The sequence below is a fragment of the Tersicoccus sp. Bi-70 genome (assembly GCF_001968825.1).
In the GTDB taxonomy this organism is placed as follows: domain Bacteria; phylum Actinomycetota; class Actinomycetes; order Actinomycetales; family Micrococcaceae; genus Tersicoccus.
Genome location: NZ_MIEU01000011.1, coordinates 346,298 through 366,675, shown reverse-complemented (window position 1 = coordinate 366,675; position 20,378 = coordinate 346,298). Strand labels below are relative to the sequence as shown.

At 72.7% G+C, this 20,378-nt stretch carries 21 protein-coding genes and 1 pseudogene; 4 read left to right on the top strand and 18 right to left on the bottom strand.

Annotated elements, in window-relative coordinates; genetic code table 11:
* Positions 1–6: 6 nt before the first annotated feature.
* From BGP79_RS08280 to BGP79_RS08205, 16 genes and pseudogenes are all read right to left on the bottom strand, one after another.
* Positions 7–288 carry an HU family DNA-binding protein gene (locus BGP79_RS08280; RefSeq protein ID WP_076694459.1) on the bottom strand — a complete coding sequence of 94 codons (282 nt, stop codon included), beginning with the start codon at positions 286–288 and terminating at the stop codon, positions 7–9.
* A 271-nt stretch (positions 289–559) separates the two neighbouring features.
* Positions 560–865 (bottom strand): 30S ribosomal protein S14, encoded by a 306-nt coding sequence (gene rpsN, locus BGP79_RS08275; RefSeq protein ID WP_076694458.1) that lies wholly within the window; start codon positions 863–865, stop codon positions 560–562.
* 3 nt (positions 866–868) lie between these two features.
* Entirely contained in the window at positions 869–1,036 is a 168-nt protein-coding gene (gene rpmG, locus BGP79_RS08270) for a 50S ribosomal protein L33 (RefSeq protein WP_076694457.1), read from the bottom strand.
* Between the two features lies 1 nt (position 1,037).
* Entirely contained in the window at positions 1,038–1,274 is a 237-nt protein-coding gene (gene rpmB, locus BGP79_RS08265; RefSeq protein WP_076694456.1) for a 50S ribosomal protein L28, read from the bottom strand.
* 551 nt (positions 1,275–1,825) lie between these two features.
* On the bottom strand, positions 1,826–2,620 hold the full coding sequence (locus BGP79_RS08260) for an SGNH/GDSL hydrolase family protein (RefSeq protein WP_076694454.1): 795 nt from the start codon (positions 2,618–2,620) through the stop codon (positions 1,826–1,828).
* 77 nt (positions 2,621–2,697) lie between these two features.
* Positions 2,698–3,396 (bottom strand): nucleoside/nucleotide kinase family protein, encoded by a 699-nt coding sequence (locus tag BGP79_RS08255; RefSeq protein WP_233121279.1) that lies wholly within the window; start codon positions 3,394–3,396, stop codon positions 2,698–2,700.
* Between the two features lie 157 nt (positions 3,397–3,553).
* A complete protein-coding gene (locus BGP79_RS08250) occupies positions 3,554–4,663 on the bottom strand; it encodes a siderophore-interacting protein (protein ID WP_076694453.1) in 1,110 nt (369 codons plus the stop codon).
* 299 nt (positions 4,664–4,962) lie between these two features.
* Positions 4,963–5,838 (bottom strand): annotated as a pseudogene (locus BGP79_RS08245) (ABC transporter ATP-binding protein); the annotation flags it as partial.
* Positions 5,839–5,891: 53 nt separating this feature from the next.
* A complete protein-coding gene (locus BGP79_RS08240; RefSeq protein ID WP_083701742.1) occupies positions 5,892–6,941 on the bottom strand; it encodes an iron chelate uptake ABC transporter family permease subunit in 1,050 nt (349 codons plus the stop codon).
* Between the two features lie 35 nt (positions 6,942–6,976).
* Entirely contained in the window at positions 6,977–8,071 is a 1,095-nt protein-coding gene (locus BGP79_RS08235) for an iron ABC transporter permease (protein ID WP_076694451.1), read from the bottom strand.
* Positions 8,072–8,107: 36 nt separating this feature from the next.
* Positions 8,108–9,139: an iron-siderophore ABC transporter substrate-binding protein gene (locus BGP79_RS08230; protein ID WP_143588346.1), complete on the bottom strand. Its 1,032-nt coding sequence runs from the start codon at positions 9,137–9,139 to the stop codon at positions 8,108–8,110.
* A 118-nt stretch (positions 9,140–9,257) separates the two neighbouring features.
* A complete protein-coding gene (locus BGP79_RS08225) occupies positions 9,258–10,103 on the bottom strand; it encodes a CoA ester lyase (RefSeq protein WP_076694448.1) in 846 nt (281 codons plus the stop codon).
* Positions 10,104–10,153: 50 nt separating this feature from the next.
* Positions 10,154–11,461: an MFS transporter gene (locus BGP79_RS08220; RefSeq protein WP_083701699.1), complete on the bottom strand. Its 1,308-nt coding sequence runs from the start codon at positions 11,459–11,461 to the stop codon at positions 10,154–10,156.
* A gap of 90 nt (positions 11,462–11,551) precedes the next feature.
* Positions 11,552–12,568, bottom strand: coding sequence for an LLM class flavin-dependent oxidoreductase (locus BGP79_RS08215; protein WP_076694447.1), 1,017 nt, complete (start codon positions 12,566–12,568; stop codon positions 11,552–11,554).
* Positions 12,569–12,683: 115 nt separating this feature from the next.
* Entirely contained in the window at positions 12,684–12,977 is a 294-nt protein-coding gene (locus BGP79_RS08210) for a hypothetical protein (RefSeq protein ID WP_076694445.1), read from the bottom strand.
* Positions 12,978–13,167: 190 nt separating this feature from the next.
* Positions 13,168–14,385: a glycerate kinase gene (locus BGP79_RS08205; protein WP_076694444.1), complete on the bottom strand. Its 1,218-nt coding sequence runs from the start codon at positions 14,383–14,385 to the stop codon at positions 13,168–13,170.
* A 162-nt stretch (positions 14,386–14,547) separates the two neighbouring features.
* On the opposite strand from BGP79_RS08205, the gene BGP79_RS08200 reads away from it, so the two are divergent.
* Together BGP79_RS08200 and BGP79_RS08195 are read left to right on the top strand one after the other, a co-directional pair.
* Complete coding sequence (locus BGP79_RS08200; protein ID WP_076694442.1) at positions 14,548–15,315, top strand: IclR family transcriptional regulator; 768 nt, start codon at positions 14,548–14,550, stop codon at positions 15,313–15,315.
* A 146-nt stretch (positions 15,316–15,461) separates the two neighbouring features.
* Positions 15,462–16,556: a DUF2332 domain-containing protein gene (locus BGP79_RS08195; protein WP_143588345.1), complete on the top strand. Its 1,095-nt coding sequence runs from the start codon at positions 15,462–15,464 to the stop codon at positions 16,554–16,556.
* Between the two features lie 43 nt (positions 16,557–16,599).
* Here the strand turns inward: BGP79_RS08195 and BGP79_RS08190 are convergent, their stop codons facing one another.
* A complete protein-coding gene (locus BGP79_RS08190; RefSeq protein ID WP_076694441.1) occupies positions 16,600–17,343 on the bottom strand; it encodes an SDR family oxidoreductase in 744 nt (247 codons plus the stop codon).
* A 257-nt stretch (positions 17,344–17,600) separates the two neighbouring features.
* Between BGP79_RS08190 and aceB the strand changes: the two genes are divergently transcribed.
* Together aceB and BGP79_RS08180 are read left to right on the top strand one after the other, a co-directional pair.
* Positions 17,601–19,211 (top strand): malate synthase A, encoded by a 1,611-nt coding sequence (gene aceB / locus BGP79_RS08185; protein ID WP_076694439.1) that lies wholly within the window; start codon positions 17,601–17,603, stop codon positions 19,209–19,211.
* A gap of 114 nt (positions 19,212–19,325) precedes the next feature.
* A complete protein-coding gene (locus tag BGP79_RS08180; protein ID WP_076694437.1) occupies positions 19,326–19,739 on the top strand; it encodes an MmcQ/YjbR family DNA-binding protein in 414 nt (137 codons plus the stop codon).
* Between the two features lie 60 nt (positions 19,740–19,799).
* Here the strand turns inward: BGP79_RS08180 and BGP79_RS08175 are convergent, their stop codons facing one another.
* Positions 19,800–20,276 (bottom strand): peroxiredoxin, encoded by a 477-nt coding sequence (locus BGP79_RS08175; protein ID WP_076694436.1) that lies wholly within the window; start codon positions 20,274–20,276, stop codon positions 19,800–19,802.
* Between the last annotated feature and the right edge of the window lie 102 nt (positions 20,277–20,378).

Genomic DNA, 20,378 nt, shown 5'->3' with positions numbered 1-20,378 from the left:
GGGAGATCACTTGGAGGCAGCAGCCTTCAGCTTGCTGCCCGCGGTCAGCTTGACGCTGTGGCCGGCGGCGATCTGGATGGTCTCACCCGTCTGCGGGTTGCGACCGGTACGGGCGGCGCGCTCGGTGCGCTCGACGGCCAGCCAACCCGGGATCGTGATCTTCTCGCCGCTCTTGACGGACGAGGAGAAGACGTCGAACAGGGCGTCGAGGACACCGTTCACCGCGGTCTGGGTGGTGCCGGCCTTCTCGGCGACCTCGGCCACCAGTTCACTGCGATTCTTAGCCATACGTCTGGCCTCCTGTTGCTCGATCGGGTTCTCGTTCGGTTGCTCGCGGCGGCCCGTCGGGTCGCCACTCATCGGCCAACCTACCAGCCGGTGCACGCCGTTCCGGTGGTTTCGACCCCCGAACTGCCTTGATTTTCCGCCATTCTCCACTCGGCGAACCGTCCGGAGGGGTGCGGGCACGACGAAGGCCCGCCAGCGAGGTGCTGACGGGCCTTCGTCGTTGGTCGGGTGGTGACGTCACGTCACCGCCGCGGCAGGGTGCTGCCAGAGGTCACCAGGAGGACTTGGTGACGCCGGGGAGCTCACCGCGGTGCGCCATCTCCCGGAACCGCACCCGGGAGATGCCGAACTTCTGGAGGGTGCCGCGGGGGCGACCGTCGATCTGGTCGCGGTTGCGCAGGCGGATCGGCGAGGCGTTCCGGGGAAGCTTCTGCAGACCCAGACGGGCCTCCTCACGCTCCTCCGCGGTCGCGTTCTCGTTGACCAGGGTCTTCTTCAGCTCGAGCCGCTTCTGCGCGAAGCGGTCGACGACGAGCTTGCGCTGCTCGTTGCGGGCGATCTTGGACTTCTTGGCCATGGGTCAGCGCTCCTCTCGGAATTCGACGTGCTTGCGCACGACCGGGTCGTACTTCTTCAGCGTGATCCGGTCCGGGTCGTTGCGCCGGTTCTTGCGGGTCACGTAGGTGAAACCGGTGCCCGCGGTGGACTTCAGCTTGATGATCGGACGAACGTCCTTGTCTTTGGCCATCTCAGATCTTCTCCCCGCGCGCCCGGATGTCGGCCACGACAGCGTCGATACCCTTCACGTCGATCACCTTGATGCCGCGAGCGCTCACATTGAGCACCACGGTCCGGCGCAGCGACGGGACCCAGTAACGCTTCTTCTGGATGTTCGGGTCGAACCGACGCTTCGTGCGACGGTGCGAGTGCGAAATGCTGTGGCCGAAACCCGGCTGGGCTCCGGTCACCTGGCAGTGCGCTGCCATGTTCTCCTCCAAATAGCTCGGACGGTACGCAGTTGTCTGGAATCACGTCGACCGGCACGCGAGCGTGCGCGGAGTCGGCGGATCATGCGCGGTTGATTGCGTCCCGTCACCATGGACACCTGACGACTGCGGCGCTCGTGGCGGACCGGTACATCGGCGTCAGGACGCCGATCCGGACCCCTCGCCGCGGGGAAGACGGTGAAGATCTGGTGTCGAGCAGTGGGTTCCACCTACGACAGCGATCAAGTCTACGGTGGGCGCCGAACCTGTGCAAATCCGGGCCCGCGGCGAGCCGGTTGGTGAGCCGCAGGATGATCGGTAGTATCTCCCTCGATGGTGGGACGGTCGGTCTCACCATCTCCATCCGCCGGGTCGGGAACCACGTCATCGTGAGGGCCAGTTACCGCCGCATGTCCGCCTCGGCCGATGGACCCCGTTCTGCCCCGGCCGGGCATCGTTTCCCCCGATGGTGCCCGGTCGGGGCTTTTCACGTCCCGGAGCGGAACGCTGTGCCGCTCCGGTACGGAGGCGCCGAGGTACGAGCGACGGCGTCAGGGCGCAATCGGCGTGACCGCGAGCGGCGTCGGCACCGGTCGGCGCGGCTCTAGGTACTTCCCCGAGGACGTGTTCCGGAGCCGGCGCATCACCCACGGACCCACGTGCTGGCGCGTCCAGCGCACGTTGGCGCGGACGGCGTCGAGCCGGCGCACCGGCACCAGCGCGGGCAGCGGATCCTGCTCGAGGGTGTGCTCCCGGCGCAGCGTGTCGAGCACGCGGCCGGCCATGGTGATGTGGCCGCGGGTGGACATGTGCAGCCGGTCGACGTCCCACATCCGCGGGTCGTCGTACTCGTCGAACCGCCAGTAGTCCACGATGGTCGCCCCGTGCCGGTCCGCCACCTCGCGCACCAGCTCGTTGTAGATCGCCGTGCGCCCGCGGTTGACCGAGAAGAACCGGGAGGCCACGGTGTCGAAGCCGGTGAACAGCAGCACGGCGGCTCCCGTGGCCCGCAGACGGCGGATGGCGTCGTCGTACCCGGCCATCAGCGCGTCGATGTCCACGCGGGGCCGCAGGATGTCGTTGCCGCCCGCGTAGAGGGTCACCAGGGTCGGCGCCATCGCCACGGCGGGCTCGATCTGCTCCTCGACCACCTCCCGCAGCTTCCGGCCGCGGATGGCGAGGTTCGCGTACTCGGTGCGCGGATCGGCCAGGGCGAGCTGCTCGGCCACGCGGTCGGCCCAGCCGCGCACGCCGTTCGGCAGGGACGGGTCCGGGTCGCCGACGCCCTCGGTGAAGGAGTCGCCCAGGGCCACGAATCGGGTGTGTTCAGCATCGTGTTCAACCACCGATCCAGTCTGCCACCAGCAGCGCGCACCCCGGGACACGGGGTGGCTCCGCTCGTTCGACTAAGTCGCCGTTCCGCTCAGTCGAGGGTGACGACGACGTCGGCCCGGGCGCCGGCCGCGGCGATCAGTGCCGCGTTGGCCTCGTCGGGGCCGAGCGCCCAGGCCCGGGCGGCCTCCGGCGTCATCCCGTGCCGCACGTGCCGGGCGATCAGCCGCTCGTGCCGCTGCTCCTCGGGCAGCGTCAGGTGCCACACCTCGTCGAGGCAGCGGGCCGCCTCGGGCCACGCCCCGTCGGACGCGAGCAGGTAGTTGCCCTCGACCACGACGACGGCGCAGGCGGCGGGCACCGCGACCGCGGAGCCGATGGACTCGTCGTGCTCGCGGTCGAACCGGGGTGCGTAGACGGTGCGCTCGCTCGCCTCCTCGGTGCCGGTGCCGGCCCTGCTGACGGTGCCGGTGCGCTGATCGCGGACGCGCGCGAGCAGCGCTGCGAAGCCGGCGTCGTCGAAGGTGTCCGGGGCGCCCTTGCGATCGCGGCTGCCGCGGGCGATCAGCAGCGCGTTGGCCAGGTGGAATCCGTCCATGGGTAGCACGACGGCGACGTCGGACCCGTGGGCGGCGCGGGCGCGCGCGACGAGCTCCTCCGCGAGCGTGGACTTGCCGACGCCGGGGGCACCAGCGAGCCCGAGCAGCAGCCGTCGGCCGGAGGCCACCGCGGTGCCGGCGGCGGCATCGAATCGGCGCAACGCGGCGTCGAGGTCCAGGGGAACGGGCACGCGCCTCACCCTACCGAGGACCCTTATCGGGCAGGCCGCGTCCTGGGCGGCGTATCGGGCAGGCCGGATGCCGACCAGGCGCTGCGCGAGACCGGCCGCCGGACGGGCGGGCGTCGCGCTGACGGGAAAGCGGACTGGGTCCGATCCCCGGTCCGGGTCAGTGCTGGGCCGCCCCCTGCCGCCAGTAGCCCATGAAGGCCACCCGGTGCCGCTCCATGCCGCGCTCGCGCACCAGGCAGCGGCGCAGGTGCTTGACCATGCCGGACTCCCCCGCGATCCACGCGTACAGCGGGTCGTCCACCACCGCCGTCGCGGGGGTCGCCGGGACGGGCTCGTCCTCGAGCGGCTCCCCGCCGGACGAGTACTGCGGGGTCTCCCAGAGCAGGCTGTCGGGGGCCTCGATGACCGCCTCGGCAGCGTCGGCGTGCGGGGCGGGCACCACCGTCATGTGGTCGGCGGCGTAACCGAGCAGCACGCAGTCCACCCCGCAGTCGCGGTGCGCACAGGTCAGCCCGAGGGCGCTGCGGACGGCGCCGATCAGCAGGTCGCCGTGCTCCGCGCCGTCCCGGGCCAGCCAGGTCACGGTGATGCCCGGGACCGACGGCAGGTCGAGGATGTCGGCGGTGGTGGGCACCTCGAGGTAGACGTCGCCGGTCTGGGTGGGGCCGCTGGCGAGGATCGACGCCACGGCCGGCACCGCGGTCTCGTCCGCGACAAGCAGGATCCGCTCGGCCGGCCCCGGATCGAACTCGATGCCGGACCGGCCGCCGGCCGCGCGATGGGGGCCGAGCAGGCACAGCCGGTCCCCGGGCCGGGCCGCGGCGGCCCACTGCGCCGCCGGTCCCGCGGCATCGTGCGGGGCTCCGGGAGCATCGGGATCGCCGGCAGCTCCGGTGGCGCCGTCGGGCCGCGTGCCGTGCAGCACGAAGTCGATGGTCACCGTCCGCTGCGGCACCCCGGCGTCGTCGAGCGCGTCGTCCACGGACCGCACCGTGTAGGTGCGCATCTGGCCGCGGGTGTCGGGGTCGGCCGCCAGCCACCGCTGGTACCACCCGTCGTCGCCCACCTCGAGCATCGGGGCGGGCCGGCCCGGGCTCGGGATGAGCAGTTTGATCCGCAGGTCGAGGGGGTCGCGGTCGGGTCCGAAGTTCTCGAGGCCGGGGCCGCCGAAGACGATCCGCCGGTAGTGCGGGCTCAGGTCGTGGACGGCGATCACCTCGGCGTCGACGGAGACGACCGGGGAAGCGGACGTGGTCGTGGCGGTCATGGGCGTACTTCCTCGTGGGGTCGCGTGGGACCGGCACCGGCGGAAGGCTCGGTGGTGGGCTCAGGGTGGGTCTCGGTGGGCATCGGGGCTGGTGGGGGCGTGGGCATCGTGTCGTCGGCGGTCTGCTCGTCGCCGAGCCGGCGCATGGCCCACGGGACGCCGGACACGGCATCGCCCGGTTCCGCGCGCTCGGTGGTCGGTGCGCGCTCAGGAGCCGGGGCGTCCGGGGCGTCGGCGTCCGGGGCCGCGAGCCCGTGCTGTGCGTGCTGTGCGTGCTGTCCGTGCTGACGGTGCTGTCGGTGGTGGCGGCCCATCGGGACGATCATCGGGGTGCCGCTGACCGGATCGGTGAGCACCCGGGCCTCCAGCCCGAACACGTCGCGCACCCGCTCGGCCGTGAGGATGGCGGCGGGCGCCCCCTCGGCGACGACGGCGCCGTCCTTCATGGCGATGAGGTGGTCCGCGTACCGGCTGGCGAGGTTGACGTCGTGCAGGACGAGGACGATCGTCGTGCCCCGGCTCCGGTTCAGGTCCGTGATCAGGTCGAGCACCTCGATCTGGTGGGTCACGTCCAGGTAGGTGGTGGGCTCGTCGAGCAGCAGGACGTCGGTCTGCTGGGCCAGCGCCATCGCGATCCACACTCGTTGCCGCTGCCCGCCGGAGAGCTCATCCACGGGCCGGGCGGCGAGGTCGAGGGTGCCGGTGACGACCATCGCCTCGGCAACGGCGTCCCGGTCCCGCTGGGTGGTCTGCTGGAAGAAGCCCTGGTGCGGGTAGCGGCCTCGGGTGACGAGGTCCACCGCGGTGACCGCCTCGGGGGCGGTGGGCGACTGAGGCAGCAGCCCGACCCGGCGCGCGAGCTCCTTGGCCGGGTAGCGGTGCACGTCCTTGCCGTCCAGCAGCACGGTGCCGGACTGCGGGCTCAGCAGCCGGGAGAGCCCGCGCAGCAGGGTGGACTTGCCGCACGCGTTGGCGCCGACGATCACGGTGATCCGGCCGGGCGGCAGCGCCACGGTCAGGCCGTCGACCACGGTCCGCCCGTCGTAGCCGAGCGTCACCGCATCCGTGCGCAGGCTCGTCTCGTTGCCCGGGTCGGTGTCCGGGTTGGTGCCCGGATCGACGGGGCGAACGGTGGGGCCGGTCGCGGCGGCGCGCGGAGGCGTGGGAGCGGCCATGGGTTCCTCCCGGGTCGGCGGGGTGGGGGTCGGCGGGGTCGTCGTCCTCATGGTCAGCCCTCACTCGCGCCGGCGCGGCGGCTGAGCAGCAGCCACAGCATGAAGGGGGCACCCAGCCCACCGGTCAGGACGCCGACCGGGAGCACGGTGCCGGGGATGAGGTAGGCCGCGGCGTAGTCGGCGGCGAGCACGATCGCGGCGCCGACCAGGGCGGCGATCACGATCGTCGCGCGCCCCCCGTTCAGGCGCCGGGCGATCGGGCCGGACAGCAGGGCGATGAAGGAGATCGGCCCGGCGGCCGCGGTCGGAAACGCGGTCAGGGCGACGCCGACGACGAGCAGGGCGAGCCGGGTGCGCTCCACGTCCAGCCCCAGCCCCGCGGCGAGGTCGTCCCCCAGCGGGAGGATGCGCAGGCGCCGGCCCCAGGCGGCGAGGAACGGGGCCACCAGCACGAGGCCGAGGCCCAGCAGCGCCAGCCGCTCCCACGTCGCCCCGTTCAGGCTGCCCACGATCCACTGCAGCGCGTCGTTGGCGCGGTAGATGTCGGTGCGCGAGAGCAGCTGCACGACCACGGCCTGCAGCAGGGCGGCGACGCCGATGCCCACGAGCACCATGCGGATGCCGGCGGTGGACTGGTGCCGGGAGAGCAGGAAGATCACGGCCGCGACGACGAGCGCCCCGATCAGCGCCGCGACCGGCACCAGGGCACCGGTCCCGCCGATCAGCACGATCGCGATCACCGCGCCGGCGCTGGAGCCGAGGCTCACGCCGATGATGTCGGGGCTCGCCAGCGGGTTGCGGAGCATGGTCTGGAAGACGGCGCCGGCCGCCCCGAAGGACAGCCCCGTGAGCAGGCCCATCAGCGCGCGCGGCAGCTTCGACTCCATCACGATGAACCGGGCCCCCGGGATGTTCTCCCCGGCCAGCAGGCGGAAGAAGTCCGGCACGGTGACGGTGTAGTCGCCGAGCAGCACCCGGCAGGCGAACAGCGCGAGGACGAGCAGGCCGAGGGATCCGGCGACGAGGGCCCACTGCCGGCCGGCGGCACGGCGGATGCCGGTGAGCCGCCGCTGGACGGCGTCCAGGTCGGACGTGGCGGACATGGCGGGCGTGGCCGGAACGGTGGGCACGGTGGAGGTCACAGGGCGCCCAGCTTCCGGCGGCGGACCAGGGCGATGAACACGGGCGCCCCGATCACGGCCGTCATCACGCCGACGGCGATCTCGCCGGGCGGGGCGATCACCCTTCCGAGAATGTCCGCGCCGAGCAGCAGCGTCGGGCCGAGCAGAGCGCACAGGGGCAGGACGGCGCGGTAGTCCGGCCCGGTCAGGGAGCGCACGGCGTGCGGGATGACGAGGCCGATGAAGGCGACCGGCCCGGCGAGGGCGGTGGCGCCTCCGGCCAGCAGGACGACGCCGACGCAGACCACGGCGCGGGTCAGGCCGATGCGCTGGCCGAGGCCGCGGGCGACGTCGTCGCCGAGCGCCAGACCGTTCAGGGCCGGCCCGCTGACGAGGGCGAGCACCGCGCCGACGGCGAGGAACGGCGCGACCACGAGCACCTGTTCCCAGTCGCGCCCGGCGATCAGTCCCACCTGCCACTGCCGGTAGGCGTCGAAGCTCTCCGAACTGGAGACGAGCACGCCCGAGATGATGGACGCCAGGCCGGCGTTGACGGTGGCCCCCGTGATGGCGAGCTTGAGCGGGGTCGCCCGCCCCGGGCCGAGCCCGGCGAGGGCGAAGATCACCAGCGTGGCGATCGCGGCGCCGGCGAGGGCGAACCACACGTACCCGGTCAGGGAGCCGACGCCGACGGTGAAGATGGCGAGGACGACGGCGACCGCCGCGCCGGCGTTGATGCCGAGCAGGCCGGCGTCCCCGAGGGGGTTGCGGGTGATGCCCTGCAGGACGCCGCCGGAGAGGCCGAGGGCCGCCCCGACGAGCAGGCCGGCGACGGTGCGGGGCACGCGGGCGCCGATGATGGCGTCGGTCCCGCTGTTCGGGTCCGGGTGGGTCAGCGCGGCGATGACGGTGTCCGGGGCGAACGGCTGGGAGCCGATCGCGAGCGAGGCGAAGCAGAGCAGGACGAGGAGCACCGCGGAGCCGGCGGCCAGCAGCGCGACGCGCGAGGACAGGACCCGCTGCGCACCGCCGCGCGCGGCGGTTCCCGGCAGCGGGGTCGTGGCCCCGGTCGTCGTGTGCTCTGTCGTCACGTGCTCCGTCGTCGTGCTCATCGGTCGATGCGTGTCCCCGGTCGCGCCGGCGTCCGGTCAGCCGGCCTTCTGGGCGGCGGCGTCCAGCTGCGGCAGGTAGGTCGAGAGCAGCGTCGGGATGGACAGCGGGGACGGGGTGGTCAGCGTGGTGGCCTCCGGCTCGTCCGTCACCACCACCGACGCGCCGCGCTTGATGGCCGGCATCTGGCTGAGCAACTTGTCCTTCGTCGCCACGTCCTTGGCGTCGGAGTAGATCATCGCGATGTCGGAGGTCAGCTTCGGCGCCCGCTCGGCGGAGACGTCGTAGTAGAAGGCGCCCTTGGAGCTGTTCAGCTGCTCGACGACGGGCGCGACCTTCAGGCCGAGCTCGGAGAGCACCCGTACCCGGTTGTCCACCGAGGTGTAGACGGAGAGCTTGGACGTGTCGGTCGACATCGCGGAGGCGAAGATGAACGTCCTGCCCTTGACGGCCGGGTGCTGGTCGACGGCCGTGCGGATGCGGTCGAGGGTCTCCTGCTCCGCCTTCTTCGCCGCGGCCGGACGGCCGAGCGCCTGGCCCACCATGGTCAGGGACGTCTGCCACGGCGTCGTCCACGCCTGGTCCGGGTAGGCGACGACGGGGGCGATCTTGGTGAGCTTGTCGTAGTCCGCCTGGGTCAGCCCCGAGTTGGTGGCCAGGATGACGTCGGGGTTCGCCTTCGCGACGGCGTCGAACGGGACGCCGTCCTTCTCGTCCCAGCGGGTCGGCTGGGTGCCGCCGAGCTCCTTGAGCTTCGCGTCGAACCAGTCCGTCGATCCGGCGCCGTTGCCGCCGTAGGTGATCTTCGTCGAGCCGACCGGCACGACGCCGAGGCTCAGGGCCATGTCCTGATCGCTCCAGCCGATGGTGGCGACCCGGGTGGGCTGCTTCTCGATCGTGGTCTGCCCGAACGCGTGCTTGATGGTGACCGGGAAGGCTCCCGCCTCGGCACCGGCGGAGGAGGCGGTCCCGCTGGAGCTGCCGCCCGTCGAGGCCGGGCCGGTGGAGCAGGCGCTGAGCAACAGCACGCCGCTGACCAGCACGGCCAGCAGTCGGAGCACGCGAGTCATGAGCATCCTCGGGGCAGGGCGACCACAGGGCCGCGTCGAACGGGTAAGGCAACCCTAACCCCACCGACCGCGAATTAGAAAACGCTTTGCTTATGTAATCCGCATCAGGTGCGCGGCATCACTCGTTCCAGAGCCCGTAGGACTCCCCCAGGTTGCGGATCTTCTGGGCGCGCGCGAGACGGGGCAGGTAGCTGCCGTCGCCGCCGGCCTCGCCGTGCTCGTGGGCCTCGAGCAGTTCGTGCGCCCACATGATCTCGCTCGCGCTCGGGCTCAGGCCCGCGTTGATCGTCTCGGTCTGCTCGATCTTCAGCGTGAGCTTGCCGGTCATGCCCATCGAGGCGGAGACGCCACAGGCGGCCATCAGGTCGTCCCCGGCGGCACCGACGCTCGGTCCGTCGATCGGGCCGGGCAGCTGGCCGACGCGGGAGGCGACGACGAGCCGGCCGCGGGCGTAGGCGAGGGCCAGCGGATCGTCGCCGACGCCGGTGTCCCGGCGGAAGTCGCCGATGCCGAACGCCAGCCGGAAGGTGCCCGGGGCCTTCGCGATGTCGGTCGCGTTCTCGACGCCGAGCGCCGACTCGACCAGGGCGAGCACGGGGGTGCCGGGCCGCAACCGCATGGCCGTCAGGGTCACGTGCTCGGGCTTCTCGGTCTTGGCGAGCATGACGCCGCGCAGGCCGGGGGCGTTGGCCAGGGCGTCGAGGTCGTCCTGCCAGAACTCGGTGTTGATGTCGTTGATCCGCACCCAGCCGGTCATGCCGCCGTCGAGGGCCTTCAGGACCCGTTCACGCGCGGCGGCCTTGCCGTCCGCGGGCACGGCATCCTCGATGTCGAAGACGACCGAGTCGGCCTCGGAGGCCAGCGCGGCGGCGAAGTCCGCGTTCTCCCCGGCGGCGGCGAGCAGCCAGGATCGGGACAGGGTGGCGGGCAGGGCGGCGGCGCGCTGGTTGCGGAGAACGGGCATGGATCCAGCGTAGGACAGGCGGTGGGCCGGGTTCGATCTGCGTCGGCGGTTCAGCGCACCGATCGGATCGGCGCGACGAACACCCCGCCGAGCAGCCCGGCCAGGGCGGCGCAGCAGAACAACGCCACGAAACCGCCGCCCGAGGTGACGAGTGGCCAGGCGATCACCGGGGCGAGCACCTGCGGCAGGGACGCCGCGATGTTGATCACCCCCATGTCCCTGCCCCGGTTCGCGGCGGCCGGCAGCACCTCGGTGAGCAGCGCGAAGTCGACGGCCAGGTAGGCGCCGAAGCCGATGCCGAGCACGATCGCGGCGACCAGGGCCCCGGAGAAGGTGGGAACGAAGGCGGCGATCAGGGAGGCGGCCGCGATCACGAGCGAGGCGCCGATGACGAAGGGCTTGCGGCGGCCGATCCGATCCGATGCGGGCCCGGCGATCACGGCGGTGACGAGCACGGCGGCGACGTAGCACCCGGTGAGCACGAGCACCCCGAACGTCGGGTCAGGGTGGTGCACGGCGTCCTGGAGGAAGTACAGCAGGTACAGCGTGAACATCGAGTTGCCGAGGAAGACGAGGAACCGGGTGATCCACGCCCAGCCGAAGTCGGGGTGGCGGCGCGGGGAGATCCAGAAGCCGGTGAGCAGCTCGCGGGTGCTCGCCTCCGGGCGTTCGTGCCGCTGCAGCGGCACGTCGCGGGAGCCGCGCAGGTACGGCACGGCGAGGACGACGATGACGGCGGCGCAGAGCAGATAGCCCGGCAGCAGGTCCCGGGCGACGTTCGCGATCACCATGCCGAGCAGGATGCCGGTGGTCGTGCCCAGCGCGATCCAGCCGCCCACCCGGCCTCGCTGCCGGCGGGGCACCCGGTCCGGCACGGCCGCGGTCAGAGCTGCCGTCATGGCGTTGCAGCCGGCCTGGACGAGGGACCAGCCGACCACCATGACGCCGATGCCGGGGCTGACCGCCAGCACGAGCAGACCCACGACGGCGATGCCCGCGCCGATGACGACCCAGGGCACGCGCCGCCCGAAGCGGGAGACGGTGCGGTCCGAGACGGCCCCGAACACCGGGTTGGCGACGAGGGAGACCGCGGCGCCGACGCCGGTGACGAGGGCGAGCACCGCCTCCTTCTGCCCGGCGTCGAACTGCTGGGCCTGGAGGGCGAGGTAGATCTTGATGCAGGCGAAGAGGACGGCGTTGACGCCGAGGGTCGCGAGGGTGACCGAGAGGACCCATCGCGGCCGGACGCCCTCGACGGGTTCGGCGAGCGCGAGCGGGCCGTCGAGGCGACCGTGCGGATCGCGCACGCCGGCCGGGTCACCGGCCTCCGGGATGCTGCCGGACCTGCTCGTGGACACGGGTCGCCCCTCCCCGCCCCGGGGCACCCGGGGACGGGTCCAGCCTAGTCGGCGGCGGGTCGGCCGGTCAGGAGGTCGACGGGCCGGGCATCAGAGTGCCGCGGCGCTCGCCTCCGCCGTCGGACGCACCGCGTCGGCCAGCAGCTGCACGGACCGCACCCGGACGGCCGGATCGTGCGTGTAGGTCACGGTCATCAGCTCGTCGACCCCGGTGGTGGCCACGAAGCGGTCCAGCTGCTCCCGCACGGTGGCCGGGCTGCCGACCGCACTCGCGGTGAGGCGCGAGCGGACCATCGCCAGCTCGTAGGGGTCCCAACTGTTCACCGCGGCCTGGTCCGGCGGCAGCAGCGCGCGCCGGTCGTTGCGCACGATGCCGCGGGCCATCTGCAGGTGGGTGGTGAACTGGCGCTCGGCCTCGTCGTCCGTGTCCGCGACGACGACGTTGACGCCGGCCATCGCGTACGGCCGGTCGATCTGGGCGGTCGGCGCCTTCGGGTCGAAGTACTGCCGGTAGACGGCGAGCGCGTCCATCAGGCTCTGCGGGGAGAAGTGGGAGGCCGCGGCGTAGGGCAGGCCGAGCTGGCCGGCCACCATCGCGCCGGAGGTCGAGGAGCCGAGCACCCACAGCGGCACGTGCCGGTTCAGGGCGGGGCCGGCCTTGACCGGCAGCTGCCGCTGGTCGCCGAACCAGGCCTGCAGCTGGGCGATCTCCCCGGCGAAGGCGGGTTCGGACGAGTCGCCCCGGCGCAGCAGGGCGGCGGTGCGGGGATCGGTGCCGGGCGCCCGGCCGAGCCCGAGGTCGATCCGGTCGCCGTACATGGCGGCGAGGGTGCCGAACTGCTCGGCGACGGTCAGCGGCGGGTGGTTGGGGAGCATGACACCGCCCGAACCGACGCGGATCCGCTGGGTCAGCTGCGCGGCACGGCCGATCAGCAGCGCGGTCGCGGAACTGAGGAAGACGCCGGTGTTGTGGTGTTCGGCGTACCAGAGCCGCCGGTAGCCGGTGGCGTCGGCGACGACCGCCAGATCGGCGCTGGCCTGCAGGGCGTCGGTCGCGTCCTGCCCCTCACTGCGTGGGACCAGGTCGAGGATGGAGAGCGCGACCACGGTTCACCCCTTCTCTTCTCGTCGTCCATGGCACGCGCGACCGAGGGTCGGGTGTGCCGTTCTCCCCCGGTACAACCGCGGGGAGGACGAGAAATTCCGGCGGGGCCGGGGCGCCTCAGGAGACGAGCAGGTCCGGTTCGTCCTGCGCGAGGACGGGAAGCTCGATGACCGCGGAGGGCTGCAGCGCCTCCGGGACGACGTTGGTCTTAGCGGCCCGGTCGATCGCCGGGCCGAGGGAGACCTCGATGTGCGCCCGGGTCATGTCCTTGATGGTGCCGAAGCGGCCCTTGGTGACGAGGATGAAGTGATCCTCCTTCACCCCGACGATGTCGGTGCGCCGCCCGCGCGTGACGAACAGCGGGCTCAGCCCCGAGATGACGTTGCCGAGCAGCTGCCGGGCATGCGCCATCGAGTCGGCGGGCAGAACGAGACGTTCAAGGGCATCCGGTGCATGGAGACCACGGTCGAGCACAACGGAGTACGAGGCATTCACTGTGTTCCCCCCACGGAAACTTGGGATGCGTACTGACGAGTACATCGTAGGGTGCTCGTGCTTGATTGTTCAAGTGTCCCAGGTCACAGGCCGATCCGGGCCGTCGTCAGGCCCGCGGGGCGGGCACCGGGCGGACGACGCCTCGCGAACGCCCCTCCGGGTCGTGCAGACCGGTGCCGATCCGTTCACCGATGAGGCGCAGCAGGGCCGTCGCGCCGCGCATGCTGCGGTCCGGGTCGGGTTCGAGCTCGGCCAGCGTGTGGACGGCACGGAAGCCCGCCCGGCGGACCTGCTCCGGCGTCAGCAGACTGCGCCCGGCGACGGCCACCACGGCGACCCCCGCCCGCTGCCCGGCGGCGAGGACGCCCATCGGCGTCTTCCCGGCCAGGGACTGCTCATCGAGGCTGCCTTCCCCCGTGATCACGAGGTCGGCTCCGGCGATCCGCGCCGGAAGGCCCACGAGCTCCATGACGAGGTCGGCTCCGGCCCGCCGCCGCGCCCGCAGCGCCGCCAGGGCGGCGAACCCGACGCCGCCCGCCGCACCGGCGCCGGCCCGGTCCGCGGGGCGGGTGCCCGCCGCGCCGAGGGCGACGCCCAGCAGCTCGGCGTACCAGTGCAGTCCCACTTCCAGGCGTCGCACGCCCTCGGCCGAGGCCCCCTTCTGCGGACCGAACACCGCGGCGGCGCCCCGGGCGCCGAGGAGGGGGTTCTCGACGTCGCTCGCGAGGACGACGTCCACGTCCGGCAGGCGCGGGTCGAGTCCGGACACGTCGACACGGTCCAGCCGCTCCAGCGCACCACCCCCGTCCGGCAGGTCCCGGCCCGCCGCGTCGAGCAGCCGGACGCCGAGAGCGGTCAGCATGCCCGCGCCGCCGTCGGTGCTCGCGCTCCCACCGACACCGAGGACGACACGGCGGGCTCCCGCGTCCAGGGCGGCGCGGATCAGGTCCCCGGTGCCGCGGCTGCTCGCCGTCAACGGCGCCGGCAGGCCCTCCGGCAGCACGGCCAGACCCGAGGCTGCCGCCATCTCGACGAACGCCTCGTCACCGCGGAGACCGAACGCCGCCGTCAGCGGCTTCCCCGTCGGCCCGTGCACCGTCACGTCACGACGGCCGAACCCCCCGGCGAGAGCGGCGTCGAGCGTGCCCTCTCCCCCGTCGGCGACCGGCACGACCTCGACCGTGGCGTCGGCCCGGACGGCGAGGATCCCGGACGCCAGGGCCGCCCCGACCTCGTCCGCCGTCGCGGAGCCCTTGAACTTGTCCGAGGCGATGACGATGCGGGGGCCGGTCGCGGTGTGGATCGGTGCCGGCGGGTGCGCCATGGACTGCTCATCTCCTCGTCGGTGCCCTGTGCGAAGGCGGATGCGGTCAGGATAGTCGCGGTCGAGCCCGCGTCCCCCGCCCATCGATTCTGTATCGTGGAAAGTCTGGACCGTAGGACGGTGGCTCGCCGTGCCGGTACGCCACGGCGAGAGGAGCACGGGATGACCGAGAATGCGAAGGCCCGCAGCGGCGCCGGGGTGCAGTCCGTGGAGCGGGTGTTCGAGTTGCTCGAGGCCATCTCGGGCGCCGGCGGGGAGGTCTCGCTGAGCGACCTGGCCATCCTGTCGGGGTTGCCGATGCCGACGATCCACCGGCTGCTGCGCACCATGGTGGCTCTCGGGTACGTCCGGCAGCTGCCCTCCCGGCGGTACGCCCTCGGTGCGCGGCTGATCCAGCTCGGCGAGATGGCCGGCCGGCAGCTCGGCTCGGCGGCTCGCACGGAGCTCGCCTCGCTCGTCGACGACCTCGGGGAGACCGCGAACATGGCGGTGCTGGACGGCGACATGATCGTGTACGTCGCCCAGAAGCCCTCCCCGCACCCGATGCGCATGTTCACCGAGGTGGGGCGCCGTGCCCACACCCACGACACCGGCGTCGGCAAGGCGATCCTGGCCCAGCTGCCGGACGCCGACGTGCTCCGGATCGTCGCGAGCGCCGGCATGCCCGTGCACACCGAGCACAGCCACGCGACCACCGAGTCGCTGCTCGAGGACCTGGCCGAGATCCGCCGCCGCGGGTACGCCATCGACGACGGCGAACAGGAACTCGGCGTGCGGTGCTTCGCCGTCGCCGTCCCGGACGCGCCCACACCCATGGCGGTCTCCGTCTCGGGCCCCACCACCCGGGTGGGCGAGGACTTCGCCGACCGCGCCGTGCCCGCTCTGCAGGCCTCCGCGCGTCGGATCTCGGCGGAACTGAGCCCGCGCTGATCCGCGAGTGACCCGGCGCCGGTGCGGGCGCCGGTGCCCCATCGGTTCATCCGGCTGATCCGCGTACACCCCCGGCCGACCTCGGCGGACGACGTGGTGTTACGCCCGGGCGGTGTCGTCCTCGCCCGGCGGCGCATGATCGAAGGATGATGACCGTGCTGCTCGCCGACGTCGCCACGCACTTCCGGCATCAGGCGGCGGCGTGCGAGCGACTCGGATCCCCGCTCTACGCCGCCCTGCTGCCCCGCCTCGCGGACGACCTGCTCGCAGGCGGTCCGACGGCGGACGTCATCACCGGGCACGAGCACCGCCCCGAGTCCGACGCCCTCTCCCTGCGGCTGCTCGGCGGTGCCCATCGGCTCGCCCTCTCCGGCCTCGCCCCGGACCTGGCCGCGCACCTGCCCAGCTGCGGCGGGGACGCCGACGTGGAGGGCGCCTGGTCGGCCCTGCACCGGCTGCTGGTCGACGAGCGCGATGTCCTCCGCCACGCGCTGGACCTGGCCCCCCAGACGAACGAGGTGGGCCGCTCCTCCGCGCTGCTCGGCGGCCTGCTGACCGTGCTCGGCGGCGGGGCGATCGACCCGCACACGCCCGTGCGCGTGTTCGAGCTCGGCACCTCCGGCGGCCTGAACCTGCGGGCGGACCACTACCGCTACACCGACGCGGACGGCGCCACCTGGGGGCCGGGCGACTCCCCCGTCCACCTGGCCGGCGCCTGGTCCACCGTGCCGGCCGGCGCCCCGGACCGGGTCGACGTCGTCGAGCGCGTCGGGGCGGACGTCAACCCGATCGACGCCGCGACCGACGCGGGCGCCCTGCGCCTGATGTCGTTCGTGTGGCCGGACCAGACCGCGCGGATGGACCGGTTGCGCGGAGCCATCGAGGTCGCCCACCGGGTGCCGGCGCGACTGCAGCGCATCAGCGCCCTCCCGTTCATCCAGGCCATCGAGCCCCGGCCCGGCACGCTGACGGTGCTGTGGCACTCCGTCATGTGGCAGTACATCGGTCCCGAGGAGGCCGCCGCGAGTGCGGAGGCGATCCGGCGGATCGGTGCCCACGCCACGGCCGAGGCTCCCTTCCTCCACCTGTCGATGGAGTCCGGCGACCGGTGGCGCCGCGGCTTCCCCGTGATCGCCGACCTGTGGCACGGGGGCGAGGACGACGGCGCGAGCCGTGTTCTCGGTGTGGCCCCGGCGCACGGCGTGCCCACCCGGTGGGCCGACACCGACCGACCCGCCTGAGCGGCACGGCGCCGCGCTCGCCTGTCGGACGGCGCCGCGCCCGTCAGCCCCGGCCGACGAAGGGCATGCCCGTGGCGGTGATGACGAGCGAGTCGACCGTGCAGTCCAGCGGCAGCGAGGCCATGAAGACGACGGCGCGTGCGGCCTGCTCGACCGGGAACGTCGGCTCGACGCGGCGGCTGCCGTCGGCCTGCAGCGCCCCGGTGGCGGCGCCGAGGCCGTCCAGCAGCGGGGTCGCCGTATTGCCGATGTCGATCTGGCCGACGCTGATCCCCGCCTCCCGGCCGTCCAGGGAGAGGCTCTTCGTCAGTCCCGTCATCGCGTGCTTGCTCGCCGTGTACGCGGCGCTGTGCGGGCGGGGGACGTGCGCGGACACGGAACCGTTGTTGATGATCCGCCCACCGCGTGGTGCCTGGACCCGCATCCGGGCGAAGGCGGCGCGAGCGCACAGCAGGGCGCCGGTGACGTTGACGTCGAGCACCTGGCGCCAGACCGCCGGGTCGATCCCGTCCGGCGCAGCAGCCGTGCCGAACATCCCGGCGTTGTTGACGAGCAGGTCCACGCGTCCCCAGCGGTCGACGACGGCGTCGAACAAGGCGTTCACGGCCTCCTCGTCGGTGACGTCGGTCGGGTGGACGAGGCTGTCCGGGTGGCCGCCCGCGGACTCCGCGAGGGGCTCGGCCCGGCGCCCCGCGAGCGCGACCTGCCATCCCTCCGCGAGCAGTCCCCGGGCGACCGCTCGACCGATGCCGCTGCCGGCTCCCGTGACCACCGCGATGCCGCCCATGACGCCTCCCCTTCACCGCCGGCCGCCACCGGAACGGGTTGTACTTTCATTGAATAGAACATAAAGTCCATATCGTGGAACAGCGATGCGGCGCACCACGCCGCCGTTCGTTCCACCCGCGTCGATCCGGAGGGCCCGCCGTCACCATGACGGGCACGACGGTCGACGTCGGCGATGACCTCACCGTACGTTCCGCCTCGGCACCACCGTCAGCACGACCGACCATCCGACCCCCCTCCTACCCACGGGAGTGCCCCATGAGCATCGAGACCACCGACCGGACCCCCGTCGACCGCGCCGACGAGATCCTCACCGACGAGGCTCTCGCCTTCGTCGCGTCGCTGCACACCCGCTTCGCCGCCCGCCGTGACGAGCTGCTCGGCAAGCGCGTCGAGCAGCAGCAGGCCGTGGCCGCCGCCGGGACGATCACCTTCGACCCGGCCACCCGGGACGTGCGCGAGGGCGACTGGACCGTCGCCCCCGTGCCCCCGGCCCTGCAGGACCGCCGCGTCGAGATGACCGGCCCCGCCAGCCCCGCCAAGATGGCGATCAACGCCCTGAACTCCGGGGCCAGGGTGTGGCTCGCCGACATGGAGGACGCGAGCTCGCCCACGTGGCACAACGTCGTCGACTCCGTGCTGAACCTGCGCGACGCCGCCCGCGGCACCCTCGCCTTCACCTCCCCCGAGGGGAAGACCTACGCGCTGCGCACCGATGCGCCGCTGGCCACCGTCGTGATGCGCCCGCGCGGCTGGCACCTGGACGAGGAGCACGTGACGATCGACGGCCGGCCCGCCGTCGGCGCCCTGGTCGACTTCGGCCTGCACGTCTTCCACGTGGCGCAGCAGTTGATCGCCAACGGCGAGGGCCCGTACTACTACCTGCCCAAGATGGAGAGCTACCTCGAGGCCCGGCTGTGGGCCGAGGTGTTCGCCGCCGCCGAGGAGGACCTCGGCATCGAGCACGGCACCATCCGCGCCACCATGCTGATCGAGACCATCCCCGCCGCGTTCCAGATGGAGGAGTTCCTCCACGAGCTGCGCGACTACGCCGCCGGCCTGAACGCCGGGCGCTGGGACTACCTGTTCAGCATCATCAAGTACTTCCGCGACTCCGGTGACCGATTCGTCCTCGCCGACCGCTCGAAGGTCACCATGACGGCGCCGCTGATGCGCGCCTACACCGAGCTGCTCGTCAAGACGTGCCACCGCCGCGGCGCCCACGCCATGGGCGGCATGGCCGCGTTCATCCCGTCCCGCAAGGACGAGGAGATCAACCGGGCCGCGTTCGAGAAGGTCCGCAGCGACAAGACCCGTGAGGCGAACGACGGGTTCGACGGCTCGTGGGTGGCCCACCCCGACCTCGTGCCCGTCTGCCAGGAGGTCTTCGACGGCGTCCTCGGCGACAGGCCCAACCAGGTGGACCGGCTTCGCGAGGAGGTCACGGTGACGCCCGAGCAGCTGCTCGACGTCCCTTCCGCCGGGGCCGAGCGCACCGAGGCCGAGCTGAACGCCAACCTGTACGTGGCCATCGCCTACACGGCCGTGTGGCTGTCCGGCAACGGCGCCGTCGCGATCCACAACCTGATGGAGGACGCGGCCACCGCCGAGATCTCCCGCTCGCAGGTGTGGCAGCAGATCGCCAACGGCGTGGTCTACACCGACACCGGCAACACCGCGACCCGCGAGCTGGTCACGGCGGCCCTGGACGCGCAGAAGGAGAAACTGCGCGGCGAGGTGGGCGAGGAGCAGTACACCCGGTTCTACGAGCCGGCCGCGGCCGTCGTCGCGGACCTGGTGCTCTCCGAGGAGTACGCCGACTTCCTCACCGTCCCGGCCTACGACGCCGTGGTGGCGAGCGGGCGCTGAGCACCGGCGGAGCGACACGTCGGCGCCCGGACACCGCACGGTGTCCGGGCGTTCTCGTGCGCCCATCGTGCCGCAGGTCTTGTCGGTCATCGGGCACTGGTCGAGAATGCTCGCATGGCCCACCCGCGCATGTTCGACGAGGACGACCAGTACCTCGCGCGGGTCCGGGCGCTCGCGCTCGCCCTGCCGGGCGCCAGTGAGCTCATCTCCCACGGCCGGCCGGTGTTCCGCACCATCAAGCTCTTCGCCCTGTACGGGGGTTCGACGAAGGCCGACCCCGAGACGGGGCTCGTCACCCGCTATCAGCAGTCGGTGCTCGTCCACCCCGACCCGTCCGAGCAGGCGTACCTGCTGGCCCAGCCGCAGTCCTACGCGCCCGCGTACCTCTCGGCCTCCGGCTGGGTCGGCATCGACCTGACGCACCGCGACGGTGCCGGCGGCGTCGACTGGATCGAGATCGCCGAGCTCATCGACGGCTCCTGGCGGGCGACGGCGCCGGCGATCCTCACGCGGTCGCCCCGGCGCTGACGGCGGTCGACCGGCCCGCCACGGCCGGGAACGCCGGGATCGCCGCGAACGGGCGTCGGCTCAGGGATCGAGGCCGAGGTCCCGGCGCAGCTGCGCAACGTGGCCGTCCGCGGTGACGCTGGTGTCGGCGAGCACGAGGACGCCCTCGGTGTTGATGACGAAGGTCGAGCGCAGCGGGCCGACGGTCGTGGAGCCGTCCGACCGCGTCCGCTCTCCCCACGCCCCGTAGCGCTGGGCGACGGCGCCCTCGTCGTCGGAGAGCAGATCGAAGTTCAGGTGGTACTCGCGGGTGAAGTCCGCGAGCTTGTCGACGGGGTCCCCGGACACCCCGAGCACGGTGTACCCGGCGCCGGCCAGCGAGGCCAGGTTGTCGCGGAAGTCGCAGGCCTCGGCGGTGCAGCCGGGGGTGAAGGCGGCGGGGTAGAAGTAGAGGACCACCTTCTTCCCGGCCAGGTCCTGCAGGGACACGGTGCCGCCGGACGCGTCGGGCAGGGAGAACGCCGGGGCGACATCGCCGGGCGTGAGGGTCGCGGGCATGGGGCTTCCTTCCGTCACGGACCCGTGGGTGCACCACGTGGTCGTCGTGGCCATCCTCGCAGGCGAGCGGACGACGGGGCCACTCCGTGACGCGCCGTCGGT